The 23,243-nt window shown below is 69.9% G+C and carries 14 protein-coding genes and 1 pseudogene; 12 read left to right on the top strand and 3 right to left on the bottom strand.

The features are described 5' to 3' along the window. Positions 1-161: 161 nt before the first annotated feature. A pseudogene (locus AB4079_RS11100) lies at positions 162-1,354 on the bottom strand (acyl-CoA dehydrogenase family protein). Then, positions 1,305-2,534 carry a CaiB/BaiF CoA transferase family protein gene (locus tag AB4079_RS11095; protein WP_441787349.1) on the bottom strand — a complete coding sequence of 410 codons (1,230 nt, stop codon included), beginning with the start codon at positions 2,532-2,534 and terminating at the stop codon, positions 1,305-1,307. The pseudogene AB4079_RS11100 and the gene AB4079_RS11095 overlap by 50 nt, the downstream one beginning before the upstream one ends. A 76-nt stretch (positions 2,535-2,610) precedes the next feature. Here AB4079_RS11095 and AB4079_RS11090 point away from each other — a divergent pair, with 76 nt between their 5' ends. The 8 genes from AB4079_RS11090 to AB4079_RS11055 all read left to right on the top strand — a co-directional run bounded on the left by AB4079_RS11090 (position 2,611) and on the right by AB4079_RS11055 (position 17,456). Further along, positions 2,611-3,816 carry an FHA domain-containing protein gene (locus tag AB4079_RS11090; protein ID WP_441787348.1) on the top strand — a complete coding sequence of 402 codons (1,206 nt, stop codon included), beginning with the start codon at positions 2,611-2,613 and terminating at the stop codon, positions 3,814-3,816. Continuing rightward, positions 3,813-4,649 (top strand): PP2C family protein-serine/threonine phosphatase, encoded by an 837-nt coding sequence (locus AB4079_RS11085; RefSeq protein WP_441787347.1) that lies wholly within the window; start codon positions 3,813-3,815, stop codon positions 4,647-4,649. The genes AB4079_RS11090 and AB4079_RS11085 overlap by 4 nt, the downstream gene beginning before the upstream one ends. Positions 4,650-4,787: 138 nt before the next feature. Further along, entirely contained in the window at positions 4,788-6,218 is a 1,431-nt protein-coding gene (locus tag AB4079_RS11080; protein ID WP_441787346.1) for a serine/threonine-protein kinase, read from the top strand. After that, positions 6,191-12,121, top strand: coding sequence for an Ig-like domain-containing protein (locus AB4079_RS11075; RefSeq protein ID WP_441787345.1), 5,931 nt, complete (start codon positions 6,191-6,193; stop codon positions 12,119-12,121). The genes AB4079_RS11080 and AB4079_RS11075 overlap by 28 nt, the downstream gene beginning before the upstream one ends. A 97-nt stretch (positions 12,122-12,218) precedes the next feature. Beyond that, entirely contained in the window at positions 12,219-13,190 is a 972-nt protein-coding gene (locus tag AB4079_RS11070; RefSeq protein ID WP_441787344.1) for an AAA family ATPase, read from the top strand. Further along, positions 13,187-14,527, top strand: coding sequence for a DUF58 domain-containing protein (locus AB4079_RS11065; protein WP_441787343.1), 1,341 nt, complete (start codon positions 13,187-13,189; stop codon positions 14,525-14,527). Before AB4079_RS11070 ends, AB4079_RS11065 begins: the two co-directional genes overlap by 4 nt. Further along, a complete protein-coding gene (locus tag AB4079_RS11060; protein WP_441787342.1) occupies positions 14,527-16,836 on the top strand; it encodes a transglutaminase-like domain-containing protein in 2,310 nt (769 codons plus the stop codon). Before AB4079_RS11065 ends, AB4079_RS11060 begins: the two co-directional genes overlap by 1 nt. Next, the gene (locus AB4079_RS11055; RefSeq protein WP_441787341.1) at positions 16,833-17,456 is read left to right on the top strand and encodes a zinc-ribbon domain-containing protein; all 624 of its coding nucleotides are present in this window, start codon (positions 16,833-16,835) and stop codon (positions 17,454-17,456) included. The genes AB4079_RS11060 and AB4079_RS11055 overlap by 4 nt, the downstream gene beginning before the upstream one ends. A gap of 63 nt (positions 17,457-17,519) precedes the next feature. Here the strand turns inward: AB4079_RS11055 and ald are convergent, their stop codons facing one another. Further along, positions 17,520-18,635: an alanine dehydrogenase gene (gene ald, locus AB4079_RS11050; RefSeq protein WP_441787340.1), complete on the bottom strand. Its 1,116-nt coding sequence runs from the start codon at positions 18,633-18,635 to the stop codon at positions 17,520-17,522. Positions 18,636-19,016: 381 nt separating this feature from the next. Here ald and AB4079_RS11045 point away from each other — a divergent pair, with 381 nt between their 5' ends. Genes AB4079_RS11045 through AB4079_RS11030 form a run of 4 tightly spaced genes read left to right on the top strand, consistent with a single transcriptional unit; the run spans position 19,017 to position 23,199 of the window. Beyond that, positions 19,017-20,231, top strand: coding sequence for an ABC transporter substrate-binding protein (locus tag AB4079_RS11045; RefSeq protein ID WP_441787339.1), 1,215 nt, complete (start codon positions 19,017-19,019; stop codon positions 20,229-20,231). Beyond that, positions 20,231-21,430, top strand: a complete 1,200-nt coding sequence (locus AB4079_RS11040; RefSeq protein WP_441787338.1) for an ABC transporter ATP-binding protein — start codon at positions 20,231-20,233, stop codon at positions 21,428-21,430. Before AB4079_RS11045 ends, AB4079_RS11040 begins: the two co-directional genes overlap by 1 nt. After that, the gene (locus AB4079_RS11035; protein ID WP_441787337.1) at positions 21,431-22,351 is read left to right on the top strand and encodes an ABC transporter permease; all 921 of its coding nucleotides are present in this window, start codon (positions 21,431-21,433) and stop codon (positions 22,349-22,351) included. It begins immediately after the preceding gene. After that, positions 22,348-23,199, top strand: coding sequence for an ABC transporter permease (locus AB4079_RS11030; protein WP_441787336.1), 852 nt, complete (start codon positions 22,348-22,350; stop codon positions 23,197-23,199). Before AB4079_RS11035 ends, AB4079_RS11030 begins: the two co-directional genes overlap by 4 nt. The last annotated feature ends 44 nt before the right edge of the window (positions 23,200-23,243 follow it).

The raw sequence follows: 23,243 nt of genomic DNA, 5'->3' as shown, positions 1-23,243 counted from the left end.
GGGGGGCGTGGCAAGCGATTCCGCACCGTTCTGCCCATTCTGCTGACGAAATCAGCACCTGAGTCCAACTAGCCCCCTCCGTCGAGTACACGAATAGTGCACGGTTTCGGCTCGAAATCGTGCAGTTTGTGTGTACTCGACGGTGGGGCGTGAGGACTCGGTCAGGTGAAGGCCGGGAGGTTGGTGAGGGCGCGGCCGAGGACGAGGGTGTGGATCTCGTCGGTTCCCTCGTAGGTGCGGACCGACTCCAGGTTGGCCATGTGGCGCATCACCGGGAACGCGCTGGTGATGCCGTCGCCGCCCAGGATGGTCCGGGCCTCGCGTGCGATCGCCAGCGCCTCGCGCACGCTGTTCAGCTTGCCGACGCTGATCTGCGTCGGGGTCAGGCGCCCGGACTCCTTCAGCCGGCCGAGGTGCAGCGCCAGCAGCATCCCTTTCTCGTACTCGACGAGCATGTCGGCGAGCTTCCCCTGGATGAGCTGGTTCGCGCCGATCGGGCGTCCGAACACTTCACGCGTGGTCGCGCGCTGGATGGAGACCTCCAGGCAGTCGCGGGCCGCGCCCATCGCGCCCCAGACGATCCCGTAGCGCGCTTCGTTGAGGCAGGAGAACGGGCCGGAGAGGCCCCGTGCGCCGGGCAGCTGCGCCGACGCGGGCACACGGACCTCGTCGAGCAGGATGTCGCTCTGCACGGAGGCGCGCATCGAGAGCTTGCCGTCGATGGCGGTCGCCGTGAAGCCGGGCGTCCCGGTGGGCACCAGGAAGCCGCGGACACCATCATCGGTGGACGCCAGACCACGGCGACATCGGCGAGAGTCGCGAGGCCGATCCACCGCTTGGTGCCACTGATCACCCAGTCGTCGCCGTCGCGGCGGGCGCGGGTGCGCATCGCGGCGGGGTCGCTGCCGCCCTCCGGCTCGGTGAGGGCGAAGCAGCCGATCCGTTCGCCGCGCGCCATCGGCGGCAACCATTCGGCCTTCTGCTCGTCGGAGCCGAACCTCGAGATCGCGCTCATCGCCAGCGACCCCTGCACCGAGATGAAGGTGCGCCAACCGCTGTCCGCCGCCTCCAGCTCGTGGCAGACCAGGCCGTAGCTGACGGCACCGGCTCCCGCGCATCCGGTGTCCGAGAGGTGCATGCCGAGGAACCCGAGCGCGCCCAGCTCGGCGACGAACTCGCGGCGGAAGTGCTTGTCCTCGAAGTCCTGCTCGATCACCGGTCGGATGCGGTCGGTCGCGAAGGTCCGCGCCCGGTCGCGCCAGCCGCGCTCCTCGTCGGTGAGCAGGTGGTCGATGCTGAACGCGTCATCGAGCGTCGTCACGGTCGGTCCTTTCGCGGGGTTCGGGCGTCTCATCGGCCAAGCGGGCGTCGTGCGCGCCGAGCAGCGGGGGCGGGGTGCGGTGCACGGCGGGGGCCGTGTCCAGGTGGATGGGCGTGGCCGGCTGGCGCGAGACGCGGCCCGACGCAGGGTCGCCGGTCGTGACGACCGGGTCGAGTCCGAGCGTCTGCGCGAAGGCGAATGCCTCGGCGACGTCGTTGACGAGGCCGGCGGGCACGCGTTCCGCCGTCAACGCAGCGACCCACTCGGCAGCGGGGCTCCCGGCCAGCAACGGTTCGAGGGCCTCGCGGAGGTCCGTCCGGTGCGCGACCCGCGACTCATTGGTGGCGAACCGTACGTCGGCGGCCAGTTCGGGACGCCCGAGAGCCTTCGCGAATGCGGCGAACTGCCGGTCGTTCCCCACGGCGACGACCAGGTCGCGGTCCGCGGCACGGAAGAGTTCGTACGGGGCGATGCTCGGGTGTGCGTTCCCGAGGCGGCCGGGGGAGCGACCGGTCGCGAGGGTGCTCGAGGCCTGGTTGGTCAGCGCTGCGAGCAGCGAGCCCAGCAGGTCGACATCCACCCGGGAGCCGCGTCCGGTCGCCTCGCGCTGCCGCAGGGCGAGCAGGATGCCGGAGAACGCGTTGAGCCCGGTCAGCACATCCACGAGGGCGACACCGACCTTGCTGGGCTCGCCGTCGGGGGAGCCCGTGATGCTCATCAGGCCGCCGACCGCCTGCACCAGGAGATCGTAGCCGGGCAGGGCGGCACCGGCGTCGCGGCCGAAGCCGGTGATCGAGCAGTAGACCAGCCGAGGGTTCACCGCGCGCACGGCCGCCTCGTCGAGTCCGAAGCGTTCCATGACCCCCGGTCGGAAGTTCTCAACCACGATGTCGGCCGTCTCCGCCAGGCGGCGCGCGGTGGCGAGGCCGCCCTCTGTGCCGAGGTCGCAGACGACGGACCGCTTGTTCCGGTTGACGGCGCCGAAGTAGGTGGATTCGCCCGCGTCGTCGACCGGTGGCCGCCAACCGCGGGTGTCGTCGCCGTCGGGGCTCTCGATCTTGATCACATCGGCGCCGAAGTCGGCCAGCATCATGGTCGCGTACGGCCCGGCGAGCACTCGCGAGAAGTCGGCGACGCGGAGGCCGCCCAAGGCAGACGTGCTCGGCGCGGTCGTGCTCGGCGTGCTTCCGGCGCTCCGGGTACCGTCCGCCATTCTCGCTCCTTCGCTCGACGCGGACTCATCCTACGCATCGGGCTACACTCGGCATCGACCACGAGAGGAGCCGACGATGACTGGCGGCTTCATCCGGTATGCCCCGACGGCCGGGCCCTCCCGCTGGTTGCTCGTCGCCGGCCGCCGCTTCGTCGCCGCGGTGGAGAGCACCGTGACGGACGAGATCGTCGACCAGCTGTTCTGGCTCGCCGAATCCGATCTCGCCACGATCGAGTCCGTGGTCGGCGCCTTTCCGCTCGCAGGTCCGGACAGCGTCCGCTCGTTCGCGGTCGCGGAGGTCGCCGACCCGAACCCCGACGGCGAGGTCACGGTGACGGCCGTCGTCCGCGGCTCGGCAGCGATCGATGTCTTCTCCGTCGGAGGGTCGCGGCGATTCTCTGCCGGAGGCGTCCAGCCCTGGGTGCTGGCCGAATTCCGTGCGGTGACCGTGCTCGTGCTCCAGGGCGACGACGCGGCCACGGGTCCCGTCGCCCGGCTGGCCCACGGGTCCCTCCCGATGGGCGTCGGTGTCGCGGACGGCGACCTGCTCACGTGGTCGCTCACGCCGATCGAACGCGGGGCGCGCGCCGCTGAGCAGGAGCAGGGGCCGGCCGCCGAGGAACGGCCGCTGGGCGGCCCAGCGGCGGAGGAGACGATCATCCGCGACCGGAGTCGCAGCTCCAGCCTCTTCGGCCATGGCGCCGCGACACCCGCGGACTCCGACGATGTTCCGCCCGCCGTGCATCCCGCCGCCCACGAGCTGGCGGGGGCTGTCGACCTCGAGGAGCCGCCCGCATCCGGCGCCGATGCGGTCGTGCCCGCACCGCCGTCCGGTCGCGACACGCCCAGCGCGAGCAGCGGTCCGTTCACCATGCCCTTCGACGACGGCTTCCCGCCGACCCAGCCGTTGGTCCTCCCGCCCCGGCCCGCGGCGTTCGCCGCGCGGCTCCCATCGGGGGACACGATGGCTCTGGATGCGCCCCTGCTGATCGGTCGTCGCCCGGCCCTTCTGCGGGTCGAGGCGGGCATCGCTCCGCGGTTGGTGACCGTCTCGTCGCCGACGCAGGAGGTGTCGTCCACCCACGCTCGCATCGAGCAGGAGGGGGACGCCGTCGTGGTCACCGACCTTCGCTCAACGAACGGAACGGTGGTCACGGGTCCGGGCGGTTCGCGCCGGTTGCGGCCGGGGGAGTCGGTCGTCGTGCTCGCAGGAGCGAGGGTGGAGATCGGCGACGGTAATATCATCGAGATCACCTCCCGCCGAGACGAAGGACGCGAGTGACCCAGATCGGTCGCAGCAGCAGACGCCACACCGTGGCCGTCCCCGGCGATCCCGACGCGCGCATCAGTCTGTCCTGGGCGGCGCTCAGCGACACCGGCTACCGGCGCAGCGTGAATGAGGACAGCCTCCTGGCGCGGTCGCCCATCTTCGCGGTGGCCGACGGGATGGGCGGGCACACCGCGGGCGACTTCGCCAGCACCGCCGTGGTGACGCGTCTCGCCGAGAAGGTGAAGGTCGACTTCGTGGGCGAAGTCGCTCTGACCGAGGCACTGCGGTCCGCGGTCGACGACATGACACGCGGGGTGGGGCAGACCGACCTCGGCACAGGGACGACCGTGACCGGGATCGCGCTGACGCTCGTCGACGGCTCGCCGTACTGGCTGGTCTTCAACATCGGCGACTCGCGCGTCTACAGCTACCGCGACGGCACGCTGGAACAGCTCACCGTCGATCACTCGATCGTCCAGGAGCTGCTCGACGCCGGCGCGATCACGCCGGCGGAGGCGGAGGTGCACCCGCACAGCAACGTGATCACCCGCGCGGTGGGCTTCAACGAGGACCCGATCCCCGACTACTTCCTGCTCCCGATCGTCGCGGGGTCGCGGCTGCTGGTCTGCTCGGACGGCCTGACGAAGGAGCTGACCGAGCACGGCATCCGGTACTTCCTGGCGGAGGGCTCTTCGCCGCTCGATGCGGCGCAGCAGCTGATGGATGCGGCCCTCGGCAACGGCGGGCGGGACAACGTGACGGTCGTCGTGGTGGATGTGCTGGCAACGCCCGAGTCTGGTGCCCACCGCGACGGCGAGACCCGCCGAGCGGCCCGACGGCACTGAAAGTGTCCCCCGACTTGGGGGTAATGGAGTTGTCCCCAGTGCGGGTTCAGCCCGGCTGATGCTCGGCGACGGCTGCCTACAATTGGCAGACGCTTTTGCACCCGCGAACGCGTTTCACCGAAGGAACGGGAGGAGCCGATGGCCCGGCGCCTGCCGTCCCAACCGCCCAACCTCCCCGGTTTCTCGTACGTCCGGGTGCTCGGTTCCGGCGGCTTCGCCGACGTGTTCCTCTACGAACAGAACATGCCCCGCCGCCAGGTCGCGGTCAAGGTCATGCTCGCCGAGGTGGTCACCAGCCAGGTCAAGCAGATGTTCCAGGCCGAGGCCAACCTGATGGCGCAGCTGAGCACGCATCCCTCGATCCTCACCGTCTACCAGGCGAGCGTCTCGTCCGACGGCCGGCCGTACCTCGTCATGGAGTTGTGCTCCTCGGCGATCGGGCACCGCTACCGCTCCGAGCCGCTGCCCGTGCCGGAGGTGCTCAGCATCGGCGTCCGGATCGCCAGCGCGGTCGAGACCGCGCACAGGGCGGGAGTGCTACACCGGGACATCAAGCCGTCCAACATCCTGAGCACCGCCTACGGGCATCCGGTGCTCAGCGACTTCGGTATCGCCGCCACGCTGAGCGAAGCGGACGTGACCGAGGCCATCGGCCTCTCCATTCCCTGGTCGGCGCCGGAGGTGCTGCTCGACGAGACCAGCGGGACGATCGCCAGCGAGGTGTGGTCGCTCGGCGCGACGATGTACTCGCTGCTGGCCGGCCGCTCGCCGTTCGAGGTGCCGGGCAAGGAGAACACCGCCTCCGAGCTCATGCACCGGATCAGCAAGAGCCGTCCGCTGCCGATCGGCCGTGCGGACGTCCCGCCGCGGCTGGAGCAGGTGTTGCTGCGCGCGATGTCCCGCAAGCCGTCCCAGCGGCAGCGCAGCGCGCTCGAGTTCATCCGCGAGCTGCAGGCGGTCGAGGCCGAACTCGGCCTGCCGCAGACGCCGATCGAGGTCGCCATGGACGACTGGGCGCTGGCCACCGCCGGCGACCCGGAGGACCGCACGCGGGTGAAGGGCGTCGTCGCGGTCGACCCCGGAGGCCGGCGTCGTCGGCGGCGTGCGGCACCCGCGTCGGCGACGATCACGAGGGCCCCGACACGCACCGTGGTGCGCGAGAGCCTCGGAAGCGCGCAGACCCCGCAGCAGGCGCCGCCGTCGAAGACCCCGAGGTCGCTCGTCATCGCGCTCATCGCCTGCGCTGCACTCGTACTCGTGCTCGGCATCACCGCAGCGTTCGTGCTGGTGCGTGCGGGCTCGAGCGACGACATCCCGACCGTCCGAGACCTGAGCGGACGCGTCACCGGAAGCACCATCGTGTTCAGCTGGAGCGATCCCGGACTGCACGAGGGCGACACGTACCAGGTGACGATGCAGGATCAGCCGCCCAGCAGCCAGCACGCGACCGAGTTCCGCGTCGATGCGAAGCCCGGCGCGACCGTGTGCGTGACCGTGACGGTCAACCGCAACGGCAAGACGGGCACGCCGAGCGGCCAGAAGTGCGTTCAGAGGACGGACGGGACGTGACCCGGCTGGCCGCCATCGGCTCCTGGCTCGCCGCGCACAAGTCGGTCGCGGCGACGGCCGTCAGCGGCACGGCCGTCGCGGCTCTGGTGACGACGCTCGCGGTCGTCTCGGGCGGCTACAGCGCGCAGCACCTGCAGCTCAACGACGCGGCGGTGTGGGTGGCCAGCGACGCGAAGAAGTCGCTCGGGCGCGCGAACACCGAGATCGACAAACTCAATTCGGTGGTCGCCGGAACCGGCGAGGCGCTGGATGTCGTCCAGGACGGCACCGACGTCCTGCTCGTCGACGGCGAGGCCAACACCATCGCCGTGGTCGACCCGGCCAAGGCCGAGACGGGCAAATCGGTCGCGCTGCCCCCGCGGTCGCCGCAGGTGTCTCTCGCCGGCGGTCACGTCGCGCTGCTGTCGCGGACGACAGGCCAGCTGTGGCTCACCACCGTGCAGCAGCTCGACCTCTTCAACTCCGGGTCCGCCCCGACCGTCGACCTTGGCGGTCGAGCGGTGTCCGCGATGGACCCATCCGGCATCCTGTTCGCGTACCAGCCGGCGACCCGCTCGTTGTTTCGCGCCGACCTGAACGCGGCGGAGCCGTCGACCACCACCACGACCGTCGCGACGCGCGGCGACGGGGCGAACGTGTCGCTGACCTCGGTGGGCGGTCACTGGGCGCTGCTCGATCCCGACCAGCGGACGGTGTGGGTGGATGGCCGCGCGGTCGACCTGGCCTCCCTCCTGCCGGCGGGGGCCGATGCGGTCTTGCAGCAGCCCTCCGCCGGTGGGAACGCGGTCTGGATCGCGACCGACACCGGCCTGGTGCGGGTGCCGCTCGACGGCGGGCGGCCCAGCCGGCCGGTCCGTCAGGTCACCGGGGCGGCGGCCCCGCCGGTGACGGTGGCCGGCTGCACCTACGCGGCGTGGGGAGACGGGACCGCCTGGCGGTCCTGTGCGGCATCCGGCGCGGGGGAGCGGTCGACACTGAAAGACGTGCCGTCAGGGGCCACCCTGGCGTTCCGTGCCAACGGCGATCGGGTCGTTCTCAACGACGGCCGTTCGGGTGTGGCCTGGGCCGTGCAGAGCGGCAACACGCGCATCGACAACTGGGACGAACTGGTGTCGAAGAAGACCACCCAAGAGCTCGTCAACCAGACCAAGCAGGACACCGCCCCGCAGTACGAGAAGCAGGAGCAGCCTCCCGTCGCCGTCAACGATGCGTTCGGCGCGCGGCCGGGCCGGGTGACGCCGCTGCCGGTGCTGCTGAACGACTACGACCCGAACGGCGATGTGCTCACCATCGACTCCTTCACCGGCATTCCCGCCGAGCAGGGCACGCTGGAGCTGACCAACGCCGACCAGCAGCTGCAGATCTCGCTGCCGGACACGGCCACCGGCGAGATCGCCTTCGACTACACGATCTCCGATGGACGCGGCGGCACGGCGACCGCGCACGTCACCGTGACGGTGCGCTCGGCCGCCGAGAATTCGCCACCGGCCTGCGTCCGGAACGCCAAGGCCGTCGTGCAGACCGGCGGCCGGGTGTCCGCGCCGGTGATCGGGGACTGCTACGACCCCGACGGCGACTCATTCTACCTGTCCGGCGCCTCCATCGCAGCGCCCGACACGGTGACCTTCACCCCGCAGGGCCAGGTCGCGTACTCCGACCACGGCGACGGTACCGGTGTCAAGGACGTGGCCCTCACCCTCTCCGACGGCCGCGCCGAGTCGGTGGGGCTGCTCGCCGTGACCGTGCGGGCTCCGGGCCAGGTGCCGATCATCGCCGACCCGTTCGCCGTGCTCGCCTACCAGGGCCAAGAGGTGACCGTGTCGCCGCTCGATCATGTCCGCGGCGGCAACGCGACCGTCCGGCTGAGCACCGTGCCGACCAAGGCCGACGCCACGATCACACCCGACTACCAGGGCGGCACCTTCCGGTTCGAGTCCGATCAGGCGGGCACGCACAACATCGAGTACTCGGTCACCGACGGCGTCGTCACGGCGACCGGTGTGGTGCGCGTCGAGGTGAAGGCGCCACCGGGCGCCAAGACGGCTCCGATCGCCGTCCCGCACACTGCGTTCATCCGCGAGCAGTCCTCCCAGGATGTGGACGTGCTGTCGACCGACATCGACCCGTCCGGCGGCGTCCTCCTGGTCACCGGGGTCACCGATCCCGCCGCCTCGACCGGCGTGCGCGTCCAGGTGCTGCAGCAGCGCACCCTCCGGGTGACGCTCAGCCGCCCGCTCGAGGGCCCGGTCGACTTCCACTACCGGCTCAGCAACGGCCTCGCGGACACCGTTGGCACGGTGACCGTCGTGCAGCTGCCGCCGCTGACGGTGCACCAGCCGCCGATCGCCGCGCCCGACTCGGTGTCGGTGCGTGTGCGCGACGTGGTCGACATCCCCGTGCTCGCCAACGATGTGCAGCCCGACGGCGACAAACTGACGCTCGACCCGACGCTGGCAACGCCGCTGCCGAACGGCGGCGGCCTGCTCTTCGTCAGCGGCGACCACTTGCGCTACCTCGCGCCGTCGAAGCCGGGCAACTACACCGCCGCCTACCGGGTCTACGGCGCGGACGGTCAGTGGGCGACCGCCGATGTCACCATCGCCGTGCGCGAGCGGGATGCAGCGACGAACAACCCGCCGGTGCCCAAGACGGTGACAGCGCGCGTGCTCGCGGGGGACACGGTCCGCATCACCGTCCCACTCTCGGGGATCGACCCCGACGGCGACTCGGTGCAGTTCATCGGCCAGGAGACCAACCCGCAGAAGGGCGCCGTCATCGCCTCGGGAGCCGACTGGATGGACTTCCAGGCCGGAGACTACGCCGCAGGCACCGACAGCTTCAGTTACTCGGTCGTGGACGCGCTCGGCGCACGGGCGACCGGCACCGTCCGCGTCGGCATCGCGGCCCGCGTCGAGGGTGCGCGTAACCCGGTCGCGGTCGAGGACGACGTGACCGCCCGCCCGGGGCGCACGCTCAGCGTGCAGGTGCTCGCCAACGACAGCGACCCCGACGGCAGCCCGCTCAGCGTCACCGCCGTCACGTCGCTCGACGGCAAAGCGAAGGCGAAGCTGAGCGGACCCGTCGTGACCGTGACGGCACCCAAAGCGCCGGGAGCCTACGGGTTCCTGTACACGATCCAGAACGAGCGCGGCGGCACCAGCCAGGCGTTCCTGCGGCTGACCGTCGACCCGAAAGCGCCTCCGGCGCGGCCGGTCGTCTCCGACACGACATTGGGGCTCTCCGACATCCTCGGAAAGGACCGCGTGGACGTGAACGTCCTCGCCAATGTGTTCTTCGCCGACGGCCCCGTCTCGACGCTCAAGCTCTCCGTGGTCCCCGGCTACAGCAGCGACGCCCAGGTCACCGACGCGAAGCGGTTGCGGATCGCCATCGGCGCGAAGAGCCAGATCGTGCCGTTCCGGGTGGCCAATCCCGAAGACGAGTCCGTCGTCGCCTACGGCTTCGTCCATGTCCCGGGCTACGACGACGCCCTTCCCCAACTGAAGCGGGGGGCGCCCAAGCTGTCGGTGGTCAGCGAGAAGACGCTCACCATCCACCTGAACGATTACATCGTCGCGGTCGGCGACCGGAAGGTGCGGCTCACCGACGCGGCCACCGTCCGCGCGACGCACGCCAACGGGGACGACCTCGTGGTCGGCAACGACACGCTGCAGTTCACGTCGTCGCCCCGGTACTTCGGGCCGGCCTCGATCTCGTTCCAGGTGACCGACGGCTCCAGCGCCAGCGACGGCAACGTTGCGACCATCGTGCTGCCGATCGACGTCACACCGCGAGAGAACCAACCGCCGGTGTTCACCGGTGCGCTGATCGACTTCGAGCCGGGCCAGACGAAGACGATCGACCTGGCGAAGATCACCAAGTACCCGTACGCCAAGGACCAGAACGAGCTGGTGTACTCCATCCAGAACCCGCGACCGGATGGCGTGAGCGCATCCCTCGACGGCCAGAAGCTCACGGTCACGGTCGCGACCGGAACGCCGAAGGGGTCCACCCCCTCGCTCTCGATCGGAGTGAAGGATGCGGTGAACGCCGGTCAGGCGGGGCGCATCGACATCTCGGTGGTCCCGTCCACGCGGCCGCTGGCGAGCCCGCAACCCGACCGGGTGATCGCGCCGCGCGGCCAGACGACCACGGTGGACGTGCTCGCCAACGACACCGCGACCAACCCGTTCCCCGGCAAGCCGCTCAGCGTCGTCGCGGTGCGCGGTCTCGGCAGCGGGCTCCCGGACGGACTCAGCATCACCCCCAGCGCCGGCAACGCGCAGCTGCAGGTCTCCGTCTCGGCGACCGCTCAGCCCACGGACACCACGCTGCAGTACGAAGTCGCCGACGCCACGGGCGACCCCGACCGCTACACGTGGGGAACCGTGACGGTGTCGGTGCAGGACCACCCGGCGCCGGTCTCCAACGTTCAGATCGCGAACATCGCCGACCGAAGCCTCACGCTGAGCTGGATCCCGGGCGCCTTCAACAACTCGCCGATCACCGGGTTCGAGGTCACCATGGCCAACGCGTCCACCGGACAGGTGATCTCCACAACCCCGTGCACGACCACCACCTGCGCGATCACAACGCCGGGCAACGGCCCCGACAACGCCGTGACGCTCAGCGTCCGCGCCAGGAACGCGCTCGGGCTGTCCGACCCGACGGCGTACGCCGAGCCGGTCTGGTCCGACGTCATCCCCAACGCGCCGGCCGGCCTCGGCTCCACTCCGCTCGACCACGGGCTCCGGATCACCTGGTCGAAGCCCGGCGATGCCCCGGGGGCCAGTCCGATCACCTCCTACGTGGTGTCATTCGGAGGCCTCAGCAACACGTTGCAGGTCTCCGGCTCAGACCCGGTCGGCACGACGTACGCGCTGAATCTGACCGACCCCGGTATCGCGAACGGGGCCTCGATCGGTTTCAGCATCGCGTCGCACAACGACTTCTACCAGGGCCGGACGACGTGGAATCAGGCCCAGGGGAGCGGGATCCCCGCCGGAGCCCCTACGCTCACCGGCACCGCACCGGTCGCGCAGCCCGACACGAAAGACGGCACGAGTGCGACCTTGAGCTGGCCCAGCGTGTTCGGAGACAACGGCAAGTCGATCGGCGCCTATTATGTGGCGGCGTTCCAGGGCGGCAATCCGACGCAGTGCGCGGTCAGCGGCGTCGCCCAGGGGCAGCCGTCGCTCTCCACCAGTGGACTGCGACAGGTGGACGGCGGGAGCACGACCTTCAACGGGCTGAGCCCGAACCAGACGTACAACTTCGTCGTCTACGCCTACAACGGCCAGGGATGCACGCAGGCGGCGATCGTGAGCGCGACGCCCCGGGAGTCGCCCGGCGACGTGACGAGCATCACGGTCGGCCCCCGCGTGCAGAACGGACGCACGGCGGACTTCGGGGTGACGATCGCGTATCAGGCAGGCGGCGGGTCGAACCCGACGTTCGATTATCAGCTCCTGAACGGTGGCGCGGTCGTCGACTCCGGAAGCCTGTCGGGCACCAGCGGGGTACTGACCGGTTCGGGCGCCGACCACTACGGTGTGCCGCTCACCGTGCGGATCACCCGGGTGTGCGAGGGCTACCCCGACGGGTCCTCGCTGTGCACCGACCAGAGCGCGACGCAGGGTCTCGGCGTCGCTGTGAGCCTCCAGATCGACGGAGCGCGGTACGACCCCGCCAGCCACGTCTTCACCTGGACGAGCTGGCCGACCGGCACTTACGACGCCGTGACCTACAGCTGCGACGGAACGACGGAGACGCCGATGCCGCCCGCCGGACAGACCGCCACCTGCACGGCGCCGGCCGACGACCTGTCGCCCACCCTCACGGTGCGCGTAATCGTCAAACCCGACACGTACGCCTACGACTATCCAGGATCGACGCTGCCATGATCCGCGAACGGCATACTGAGTGCAGCCGCAACCCGTGGCGCACCTCCCCATCCCTGCGGCCGACCACGCCGCGCCCCGAACCGAAAGAGGCCGGAGCATGACGATGACCCCCGAGCAGGCCGGATGGTTCTCCGGAGTCTTCGATCGACTCGTCGGGAACATCGACCGCGTGCTCCTGGGCAAGTCGCACGTCATCCGGCTGGCGTTGACGGCACTGTTCAGCGAAGGGCACCTGCTGCTCGAAGACTTCCCTGGAACCGGGAAGACCTCGCTGGCGCGTGCGATCGCGGAGAGCGTCCGGGGCACGACCAACCGGGTCCAGTTCACGCCTGACCTGCTGCCGGGCGACATCACCGGCGTCAACATCTACGACCAGCGGACCGGCGACTTCGAGTTCCACCGCGGGCCGGTGTTCGCCAACATCGTGCTCGCGGACGAGATCAACCGGGCCAGCCCGAAGACCCAGTCGGCACTGCTGGAGGTGATGGAGGAGCAGCAGGTCACGGTCGACGGCGTCCGCCACTCCGTCGGAGCGCCGTTCATGGTCATCGCGACGCAAAACCCGATCGAGCAGGCCGGGACCTACCGGTTGCCGGAGGCGCAGCTCGACCGCTTCCTGATGAAGGCGTCGATCGGGTACCCGGACCACGAGGCGACGCTGCGCATCCTGGAGGGCTCGGAGCGTAAGGCACACGAAGTGGTCGTGCCCGAGGTCATCTCCGCCGCAACGGTGGCGGAGATGGCGTCCATGGCGCGGGGCGTCCACGTCGACCCGACCATCAACGACTACGTGTCCCGCCTGGTCGAGGCCAGTCGCACCGCTGACGAGATCCGGCTGGGCGTCAGCGTGCGCGGCGCACTGGCGCTGCTGCGTGCCGCGAAGACGCTCGCGGCCGCTTCCGGCCGCTACTACGTCACCCCCGACGACGTGAAAGCCCTCGCCGAGCCGGTGCTCGCCCACCGGCTCATCCTCGACCCCGAGGCCGAGTTCGAAGGCGTCAGCCCGTCCAGCCTGATCGGGCAGCTTCTCATCGAGACCCCGCCCCCGAGTGATCGGGCCGCCGTGTGACAACGGTCACCCGTTCGCAGACCGAGCTGACCAACGCGCGCGCCCGAATCGTCGGCGAGCGCGAGGGCTTCCTCGCCGACGCGATCGTGTGGGCCGTGCGCAGCTCCGCCACCGCCGGGAAGGCCGTTGCCGCGCTCGCCCGCCGCGTCGGCGCCGTGGTGACGGCGCTCGGCTGGTCGATGCTCGTCCTCGCCGTCCTGGCGCTCACGGCCGGTTACGTCTGGGGCTGGATCGAGGCCGTCGTCGCCGGGTGGACGGCCGTGGTGCTCCTGGTCGTCGCTTCCGGCTACCTGATCGGGCGGACCGCGTACGACGTGGGCCTGTCCCTGCCCGCCAACCGCGTGGTGGTCGGCGAGCGCGCCCCCGGCGAGGTGGCGGTCCGCAATCCGCTGCGGCGGAGGCTCCCCGGCGTCCGCGTCGAGGTGCCGGTGGGTCTCGGGCTCGCCGAGTTCGCCGCGCCCTCCCTCGCGCCCGCCGAGGAGCACTCGGATGTGTTCGTCGTGCCCACGACCCGGCGCGGGATCGTGCCCATCGGCCCGGTGCGGACGGTGCGAGCCGACCCCATCGGGCTGCTCCGCCGCGAAGTGGTCTGGGCGGAGTCGCTCGACCTGTTCGTCCACCCGCGCACCATCGCCATCCCGAGCATGAGCACCGGGTTCGTCCGCGACCTGGAGGGCTCGCCGACCCGCGACCTGACCGCCAGCGACATCGCCTTCCACGCATTGCGCGAGTACCTGCCAGGGGACGAGCGCCGCTACATCCACTGGAAGTCGACGGCGAAGACGGGCAGCTACATGGTCCGTCAGTTCGAGGAGACCCGCCGCAGCCACCTCCTGGTCGCGCTCAGCCTGTCCGCGGCCGACTACGCCACCGAAGAGGAGTTCGAGCTCGCCGTCAGCGCCACCGGCTCGCTCGGCGTGCGGGCGATGATCGATTCGCGCACGGTGTCTGTCGTCGCCAGCGCCGAGACGCCCGACTTCGCCAAACGGATGGTGTTCACCGTCCGGCGGCTGAGCACGATCAACCGCGGGCGGCTCCTGGATGACCTGGCCGGTGTGGAGACCGCGGAGTCGGCTCTGCGCCTCCCGGAGCTCGCCCAGGTCGCCTCCGACGACTCCGCCGGCATCTCGATCGCGTTCTTGATCTGCGGCTCCACACCGAGCGCGTCGCAGTTGCGGGCGGCGGCGGCCCACTTCCCGCTCGGCGTGGATGTGGTGGCGATCGTCTGCGACGAGGGCGCCGTCCCGTCGCTCCGCCGCGTCGCCGACCTGAGCGTCCTCACCATCGGCTACCTGGAGGACCTGCAGCGCAGCCTCGCGAAACGGCTGGCCACCTGATGCCCGCCCGTCGCTCCGTCCGGGCGCTCCTCGACGTCGTCTTCGCCGTCGTGGCGGTGGCCATCGGCGCCTGGTCGTTCTGGCCCGTCTACCAGTCGGCGGAGTTCATGATGATGCTCGTCGTCACTCTGGTGCTGGGAACCGCGATCGGGGTCGTCGGATGGGCGTGGCGGCTCCCCAGCATCGTGATCGGCGGGCTCATCGTCGTGGTCTTCCTGGGCACGGGCGTGCAGCTCGCAGTGCCGTCGGAGGCGGCCGCCGGTGGGCTCTTGCCGAGCGGCCAGGGATTCGTCGACCTGGTCCAGGGCACCTGGCTGAGCTGGAAGCAGCTGGTGACGATCAGCGTCCCGGTCGGGTCGTACCAGGCGTTGCTGGTGCCGGCGTTCCTCCTCATCCTGCTCACGACGGTCCTCACCGTGACGATCGCGCTGCGGTCGTCCCGGCCGGAGCTCGCCGCCATCCCGCCCGTGCTCCTGGTCGTCGCCGGGATCCTGCTCGGTTCGTCGGTCGCCTCCGTGCCGCTGCCCCTGCTGTTCACGCTCTTCGTCGTGCTCCTCGCGTGGCTGATCCGCTTCCGGCTGGAACGCCGGTCGGCGGCCGTCCGCACCCTTCGCGAGCAGAGCGGCCTGCTCGTCGAGTCCCGCAGCGAGCGCCGCTCGACCGCGCTTCTCACCGCAGCGGGTGCGACGGTCATGCTGGTCGCCGCGGCGGCCGGCGGCGTCGCGGCCGCCGCGCTGCTGCCGCCACCGGGGGACCGTGAGGTGGTTCGCACCGCCGTGGAGCAGCCCTTTGACCCACGCGATTATGCGAGCCCGCTGAGCGGCTTCCGCTCCTACCTGCAGCCGGGCAAGGCCGACGCGCCGATGCTCTCGGTGAGCGGGCTCCCGGCCGACCATCGCATCAGGATCGCCACCCTGGACACCTACGACGGCGTCACCTACTCGGTGGGCAGCGGCGATGTGACAAGCGCCTCCGGATCGTTCACGCGCGTCCCCTACCGCCTCGACCAGCGAGCGACGACCGGGAAGCAGACGACGACGACCGTCGTCATCCGCGACTACCGGGGCCCCTGGCTGCCGGGCAACGGTCAGCTCGAGCAGGTGCAGTTCTCCGGTCAGCAGGCCGGACGGCTCGCCGGCGCGTTCTTCTACAACGACGTGACCGGCACGGGGGCGGTGACCACCTCGCTGCACAGCGGCGACGCGTACGTCGAGGAATCGGTGGTGAAGCCGCTGCTCACCGCCTCCCAGCTGCAGAAGGTGCAGCCGGGAACCGACTCCGTGCCCCGTCCGTCGGTCATCCCGGACGAGCTGCAGTCGGCGCTGCAGAAGTACACCGCGGGCGTGTCCGGTGCGGGCGCAAAGCTCGCGGCCGCTCTGCGCGGCCTGGCGCAGGACGGCTACCTCAGCCACGGCATCGGCCCGAACGAGCCGCCAAGCCGCTCCGGCCACGGCGCCGACCGCATCACAGAACTGCTCACCGACGTGCCCATGCTCGGCGACCAGGAGCAGTACGCCGTGACCGCGGCGCTCATGGCGCGGCAACTCGGATTCCCGGCACGCGTGACCGTTGGCTTCGTCGCGCCGAAAGACAACACGTCCTCGGCCGTGACCTTCACCGGCTCGGACATCTCCGCCTGGATCGAGGTGCAGACGACGCGCGGATGGGTGACCGTCGACCCGACACCGCCCGTCCGTCCGGTGCCGCCGAAGCAGCCCGACCAGCCGACGCAGATCTCCCGTCCGCAGACCAACGTGCAACCCCCGGTGGACGACAACCCGCAGCGCAACGACGAACCTCCCCAGGCGCAGGTCGACCCGTCCAAGCAGCCGCGCCCCAACCCGGTGCTGGAGACTCTCCTCGCCATCCTGACGGTGGTCGGCTGGACCCTGCTCGTCCTGGCGATCGTGGCGGCCCCGTTCCTCGCCGTGCTGGCCGCCAAATGGAGGCGACGGGTCCTGCGGCGCTCCGCGGCGACCGCGCGCGAACGGATCGTCGGCGGGTGGCGCGAATTCGCCGACGCCGCCGTGGACCACGGGTACGACCGGCCCCCTGCGGCGACCAGGGTGGAGTTCGCCGACACCATCGGCGGGTCGCGCGCGAATGCGCTGGCCAAAGTCGCCGACCGGGCCACCTTCAGCGGCGTCGCCCCGACCCCCGCGGAGGCCGAGTCGGTGTGGAAGGCCGTCGACGACCTCCGGGGGCAGCTCGCCAAACGCGACACGCGGTGGAAGGGGCTGCTCGCGGCCGTCTCCTTGCGATCGCTCGGCTACCGTGGAAGAGCGAGCCGGAAGGGACGGAGCCGATGAACTGTCGCGTATGTGGAGCGGAACTGGCGGACGGGACGCTGTTCTGCCCGATGTGCGGCAGCTCGGTGACCTCATCGCGCCTTCGTGCTCCGGAGCTCGCCGACTCGCGTCCGTCGGACACCTCGATCATCTCCGAGCGCGTCGCAGAGCGCCCCGCAGCGCCTGCGGTCGCCGGGCGGTTCCCCGCCGACCTCCAGGGCGCAGAATTCGAGCTCGACGAGGACGGACTCCCGCCCACCCAGGCGATGACCATCGTGTCGCTGGAGGATGCGCCGCGCGCGCGTCCCACCGTCCAGCGCTCCTTCACCCTGAGCTTCTCGACGGGCGACGCCGTCGAGGTGTCCGGCTCCGGCCTCGTCGGCCGCCGCCCGATCACCCAGCCGGGCGAGGAGGTCGACCACCTGGTGGTCGTCTCCGACCCCACGCGCAGCGTCTCGAAGACGCACCTCGAGTTCGGGCTGGAGGGTGACGAACTGTGGATCTGCGACCGCTACTCCGGCAACGGCACGGTCGCGCATCCACTCGGCGGTGTCGCCCGGCAGTGCGAGGCCGGCCGCCGCTACCGGGTCACCCGCGGCACCAGGGTCGAGATCGGCGACCAGTGGTTCGACGTCTCCTGACCGGCGCCCGAACCGGGCGCCGGAAACCTCGCCCGCTGAGCCTCGCCCGCTGAGCTCTTGCCCTCAGGCCAGCTCGTCCTCGACGGAGGCCGCTTCGAGGCCGTGCGCCGCTGCGACGCCCTCGTTTGTCACCCGGCCGTCGTGGACGTTGAGACCGAGAGCCAGCGACGGGTCGGCCCGCAGCGCGTCCTGCCAGCCGCGGTTCGCGATGGCGCGCGCGTACGGCAGCGTCGCGTTGGTGAGCGCATACGTCGAGGTGTGCGGCACTGCGCCCGGCATGTTCGCGACGCAGTAGAACACCGACTGGTGCACGGTGAAGGTCGGGTCGGCGTGCGTGGTCGGGTGCGAGTCCTCGAAGCAGCCGCCCTGGTCCACCGCGATGTCGACGAGGACGCTGCCCGCCTTCATCCGCGACACCAGCTCGTTCGTGACGAGCTTGGGAGCCTTCGCGCCGGGCACGAGCACCGAGCCGATGACGAGGTCGGAGGCGACGACCGCCTTGTCGATCTCGAAGCTGTTCGAGGCGATGGTCTTGATGCGCCCGGCGTAGTGGGCGTCGAGCTCACGCAGGCGCTGGATGTTCGTGTCGAGCACCGTGACCTCTGCGCCGAGCCCGACGGCGACCGAGATCGCGTTCGTTCCGGCGACGCCGCCGCCGAGTACGGTCACCACGGCCGGGTGGGTTCCCGGGACGCCGGGGACGAGCAGGCCGGGTCCGCCGTTCGGCTTGAGCATCGTGTTGGCGCCGACGATGGGCGCCAGTCGTCCGGCGACCTCGCTCATCGGGGCCAGCAGGGGCAGGGCACGCGTCGGCAGCTGAACGGTCTCGTACGCGATCGCCGTCACACCGCCGTCGATCAGGGCGCGGGTCAGCGCAGCGTCGGCCGCGAGGTGGAGGTAGGTGAAGAGCACCAGTCCCCGGCGGAAGTAGCCGTACTCGCTTTCGATCGGCTCCTTCACCTTCAGGATGAGGTCGCCGGCCTCCCAGGTGGCTGCGGCATCCGGGAGGATGGTCGCGCCCGACTTGGCATAGAGCTCATCGGGGATGGAGGAACCCACGCCGGCGCCCGACTCGACGAAGACGTCGTGCCCCGCACCGACCAGGTCGTGGACTCCTGCGGGCGTGATCGCCACTCGGAACTCGTTGTTCTTGATCTCGCGGGGGATCGCGACCTTCATGGGGCTCCTTCGACACTCGACATGTGATTCGCTTTCACCATAGCGAGGTTCACGGAGGATTTCGATGGGAATCTTGCCATCGGAACACTGATTTCGCGGGCGGATGTCGTTCGAGCAGACGGTTTCCGCAGCGATGCTCGCCGCCGCAGTGCATCCACGAGCCCGTCGCCGGCAGAAGGGCCGGTCTGCGGTTTCCCGGGCGTTTCGACCGATCTGGCACGGATTTCGTAAAGATTGTGTTTCCAAATGGATGATCCGGCCACAGAGTGCTGCGGATCGCAACGGTTCTATGTCAGGATCGGTCCACCGCGACGGCACGACGGAGTGCCGCCCGATGCGCCGTCGCCCGTGGTCCGTGTTCGATCCCCAAGGAGCACCACTGTGAAACCGAGCAACCTCCCGCAAGACCCGATGATCCGCCAGCTCGTCCAGTCGGCGCGCGCGTCCCAGCTGACGCGTCGCGGGCTCCTCGCCGGCGCGGGAGCCGGCGCCGCCGCCCTCGCCCTGGCCGCCTGCTCCACCGGGGGCGCCTCCAACAAGCCCAGCGCCGCCAAAGACCAGTCCGCCACCGACAAGACGCTCACCTGGGCGAACTGGCAGGCGTATCTCGACCAGGACGACGCCGGCAAATACCCGACGCTCGAGGCGTTCGAGAAGCAGAGCGGCATCGCGGTCAAGTACGACGTCGCCGTCGACGACAACAACACCTACTACGCCAAGGTGAAGGACCAGCTCGCCCTCGGCAAGGACATCGGCGCCGACACCGTCTGCCTCACCGACTGGATGATCGCGCGCTGGATCCGCCTGGGCTACGTCCAGCCGTTCGACGAGTCCGCCATCCCGAACAAGAAGAACCTCGTCGCCAACCTCAAGGATGTCGACTTCGACCCGGGCCGCACCAAGTCGCTGCCGTGGCAGAGCGGGTTCGCCGGCATCGCCTGGAACAAGGAGAAGCTGCCCCAGGGTCTGAAGAGCATCGACGACCTGTGGAAGTCCGACCTCAAAGGCAAGGTCGGCGTGCTCAGCGAGATGCGCGACACCATGGGCCTGATCATGTTGCAGCAGGGCGTCGACATCTCGAAGAACTTCAGCGACGACGACTTCAACAAGGCCATCGACACGATCACCAAGCACGTCAACGACGGCCAGATCCGCAACATCAAGGGCAACTCGTACCTGAACGACCTGAAGTCCGGAGACACGCTCGCCGCGATCTGCTGGTCCGGCGACATCACCCAGCTGAATGCGGAGGCAGGCGACAACTGGCAGTTCGCCATCCCGGAGGCGGGCGGGACGCTGTGGAGCGACAACTTCGTCATTCCGATCGGCTCCACCCGGAAGGCGAACGCCGAGAAGCTGATCGACTACTACTACCAGCCGGAGGTGGCGGCCGAGGTCGCCGCGTGGGTCAACTACATCACCCCGGTGCAGGGCGCCAAGGAGGCGGCCACGAAGATCGACCCGGAGCTCGCCGATAACCAGCTGATCTTCCCCGACGACGCGACGCTCAAGAAGGTCAAGGTGTTCCGGACCCTGACCCCGGCCGAGGAGCAGAAGTACCAGGCGGCGTTCCAGAAAGTGATCCTGGGGGCCTGATGGCCAGGGGAGTGTTCGCCGAGTCGGGCGCGGATCTGCGCCTGGACGGCATCAAGAAGCGGTTCCCGGGCTTCACCGCGATCGAGCAGCTGGACCTCACCATCCCCGCCGGCTCCTTCTTCGCCCTCCTCGGCCCGAGCGGCTGCGGCAAGACGACGACACTGCGCCTGGTGGCCGGGCTGGAGGAGCCGACCGAGGGACGCATCCTGATCGGCGGCGAGGATGTGACCCGCACCAAGCCATTCCAGCGTCCCGTCAACACGGTGTTCCAGAGCTACGCGCTGTTCCCTCACATGACGGTGCTCGAGAACGTCGCCTTCGGGCTGCGCCGGCGCCGCATCGGCGACCCGATCGCGAAAGCCCACGAGGCGCTGCGGCTGGTCGAGCTCGATCACCTGGCTGCGCGCCGCCCGGCCCAACTGTCCGGCGGCCAGCAGCAGCGCGTCGCGCTCGCCCGGGCCGTCGTCAACCGGCCCGCACTGCTCCTGCTCGACGAGCCGCTCGGCGCGCTCGACCTGAAGCTGCGGCGACAGATGCAGCTGGAGCTGAAGTCCATCCAGCTGGAGGTCGGGCTCACCTTCGTGCACGTCACGCACGACCAGGAGGAGGCCATGACCATGGCCGACACGGTCGCCGTGATGAACAAGGGGCGGATCGAGCAGATGGGCTCACCGGAGGTGCTCTACGAGCTGCCGTCGACGGTGTTCGTCGCGAACTTCCTCGGGCAGTCGAATCTGTTCGCTGGTCCGATCCAGGAGTCCGGGACGGACACGCTCGGCGTCGATGTCGGGGGAGAGCGCATCCAGGTTCCGCGGTCGCGCGCGCAGCGCACCAGCGGCTTCGTCACGGTCGGGGTCCGCCCCGAGAAGCTGACGTTGCACGCGACGCCAGAGACCATCCGGGCCGGCGCCAACCGGCTCGGTCCCGGCCGGGTGACCGACGTGTCGTTCAGCGGCGTCAGCACCCAGTACCTCGTGGACGTGCCCGCCCTCGGCACCGTCGTCGTCTTCGCCCAGAACACCGCGAGCGGACCGGTCGCCGCGCTCGGCGCCGACGTCTGGGTGGCCTGGGACGCCGACCACACGTTCGTGCTCGCCGACGAGCCGCCCGCCGACGGTCGCTTCGTCGAGGACGCCGACACGCAGGCGTTGGCGGCGCAGGCGCGGGAGCGGATGCTGACGGAGCTGGAGGAGGCGTAGATGGCCCTCGCCGCATTCACGGGGGCGCCGCCGACGCAGGACCAGGAGCCCGCGGTCCGCCGCAAGAGCGGTATCGCGCTCGTCCTCCTCCTGCCCGGGGTGCTCTACCTCATCCTGTTCTTCCTGACGCCGCTGGTCTCGCTGATCATCACCTCCTTCCAGGCCCCCGTCGTGGACGGCGACATCGGGCAGTACCAGACCGCGTTCCAGTGGCAGAACTACGCCGATTCGCTGTCGGAGTACTGGCCGCAGATCCTGCGCTCCTTCGTCTACGCCATCATCGCGACCGCGGCCGCTCTGCTGATCAGCTACCCGCTCGCCTACTTCATCGGTGTGACGATGCGCGGCCGGCCGCTCGTGCAGAACCTCCTGATGACCCTGGTGATCGCACCGTTCTTCATCAGCTTCCTGCTGCGGACGCTGGCGTGGAAGGCGATCCTCAGCGACGACGGGTGGATCGCCAGTTCGCTGAAAGCGGTGTCCATCCTGCCGCCGGACGCCCACATCACCGGGACGCCGTTCTCGGTGATCTTCGGCCTGACCTACAACTTCATCCCGTTCATGTGCCTGCCGCTGTACGCGACGCTGGAGCGGTTGGACACGCGGCTCCTGGAGGCGGGACAGGACCTGTACGCGAGCCCGTGGACGACGTTCCGCAGGGTGACCATCCCGCTGTCCCTTCCGGGGATCGTGTCGGGGACGCTCCTCACGTTCATCCCGGCGGCCGGCGACTACATCAATGCGTCGCAGGACTTCCTCGGTGCCGCCGACACCTCGATGATGGGCAACGTCATCGAGAGCAACTTCCTGGTGCTGCAGAACTACCCGACGGCGGCCTCCATGTCCGTCATCCTGATGGCGGTCATCCTCGTCATCGTCGGTGCGTACGTGCGGCGGAGCGGGACGGAGGAGCTGTTGTGACCACGATGGCGACACCCACCGACACCACCACGCCGCCGAGCGCGGCCAAGGGCAGGCGCCGATTCAAGGGCCTCGGACTCGGGGTCTACGCGTTCCTTGCCCTGGCGTTCCTGCTCATCCCCATCGTCTACACGTTCGTCTTTTCGTTCAACGACGCGATCAAGAACAACATCGCGTGGCGCGGCTTCACCCTGCGCAACTGGACCAACGTCTGCGACGCCGCCGGCATCTGCGACGCGTTCTCGGCGAGCATCATCATCGGTGTCATCTCGACGGTGATCGCCACGGCGCTCGGCACCATGATCGCGATCGCCCTGATGCGCTACCGGTTCCGGCTCCGGTCGCAGACCAGCCTGCTGCTCTTCCTGCCGATGGCGAGCCCGGAGGTGGTGCTCGGCGCGGGCCTGGCCGCCCAGTTCCTGAGCCTCGGCGTGAACAAGGGCTTCCTGACGATCATCATCGCCCACGTCATGTTCTGCATCAGCTTCGTGGTGGTCACGGTGAAGGCGCGCGTCGCCTCCCTCGACCCCGCGATGGAGGAGGCGGGGCGCGACCTGTACGGGTCGCCGAACGCCGTCTTCTGGAGGATCACCTTCCCGCTGCTGCTCCCGGGCATCCTGTCGGCGGCACTGCTGTCGTTCTCGCTCAGCTTCGACGACTTCATCATCACGAACTTCAACGCCGGCGCGGTGACCACCTTCCCGATGTACATCTACATCGCGGCATCGCGCGGCATCCCGGCGCAGGCCAACGTGATCGCCTCGGCCGTCTTCATCCTGACCCTCCTCGTGGTGCTCGTCTCGCAGCTGACCGCCGCCGCGCGCTCCCGCCGCCTCGCCCGCCAATAACCGCCCCGCTCCCCGCCGTCGAGTACACAAAGAGTGCACGCTTC

It is taken from the genome of Leifsonia sp. 2MCAF36 (assembly GCF_052115525.1).
In the GTDB taxonomy this organism is placed as follows: domain Bacteria; phylum Actinomycetota; class Actinomycetes; order Actinomycetales; family Microbacteriaceae; genus Leifsonia.
This window is presented reverse-complemented; position numbering and strand designations above follow the sequence as displayed.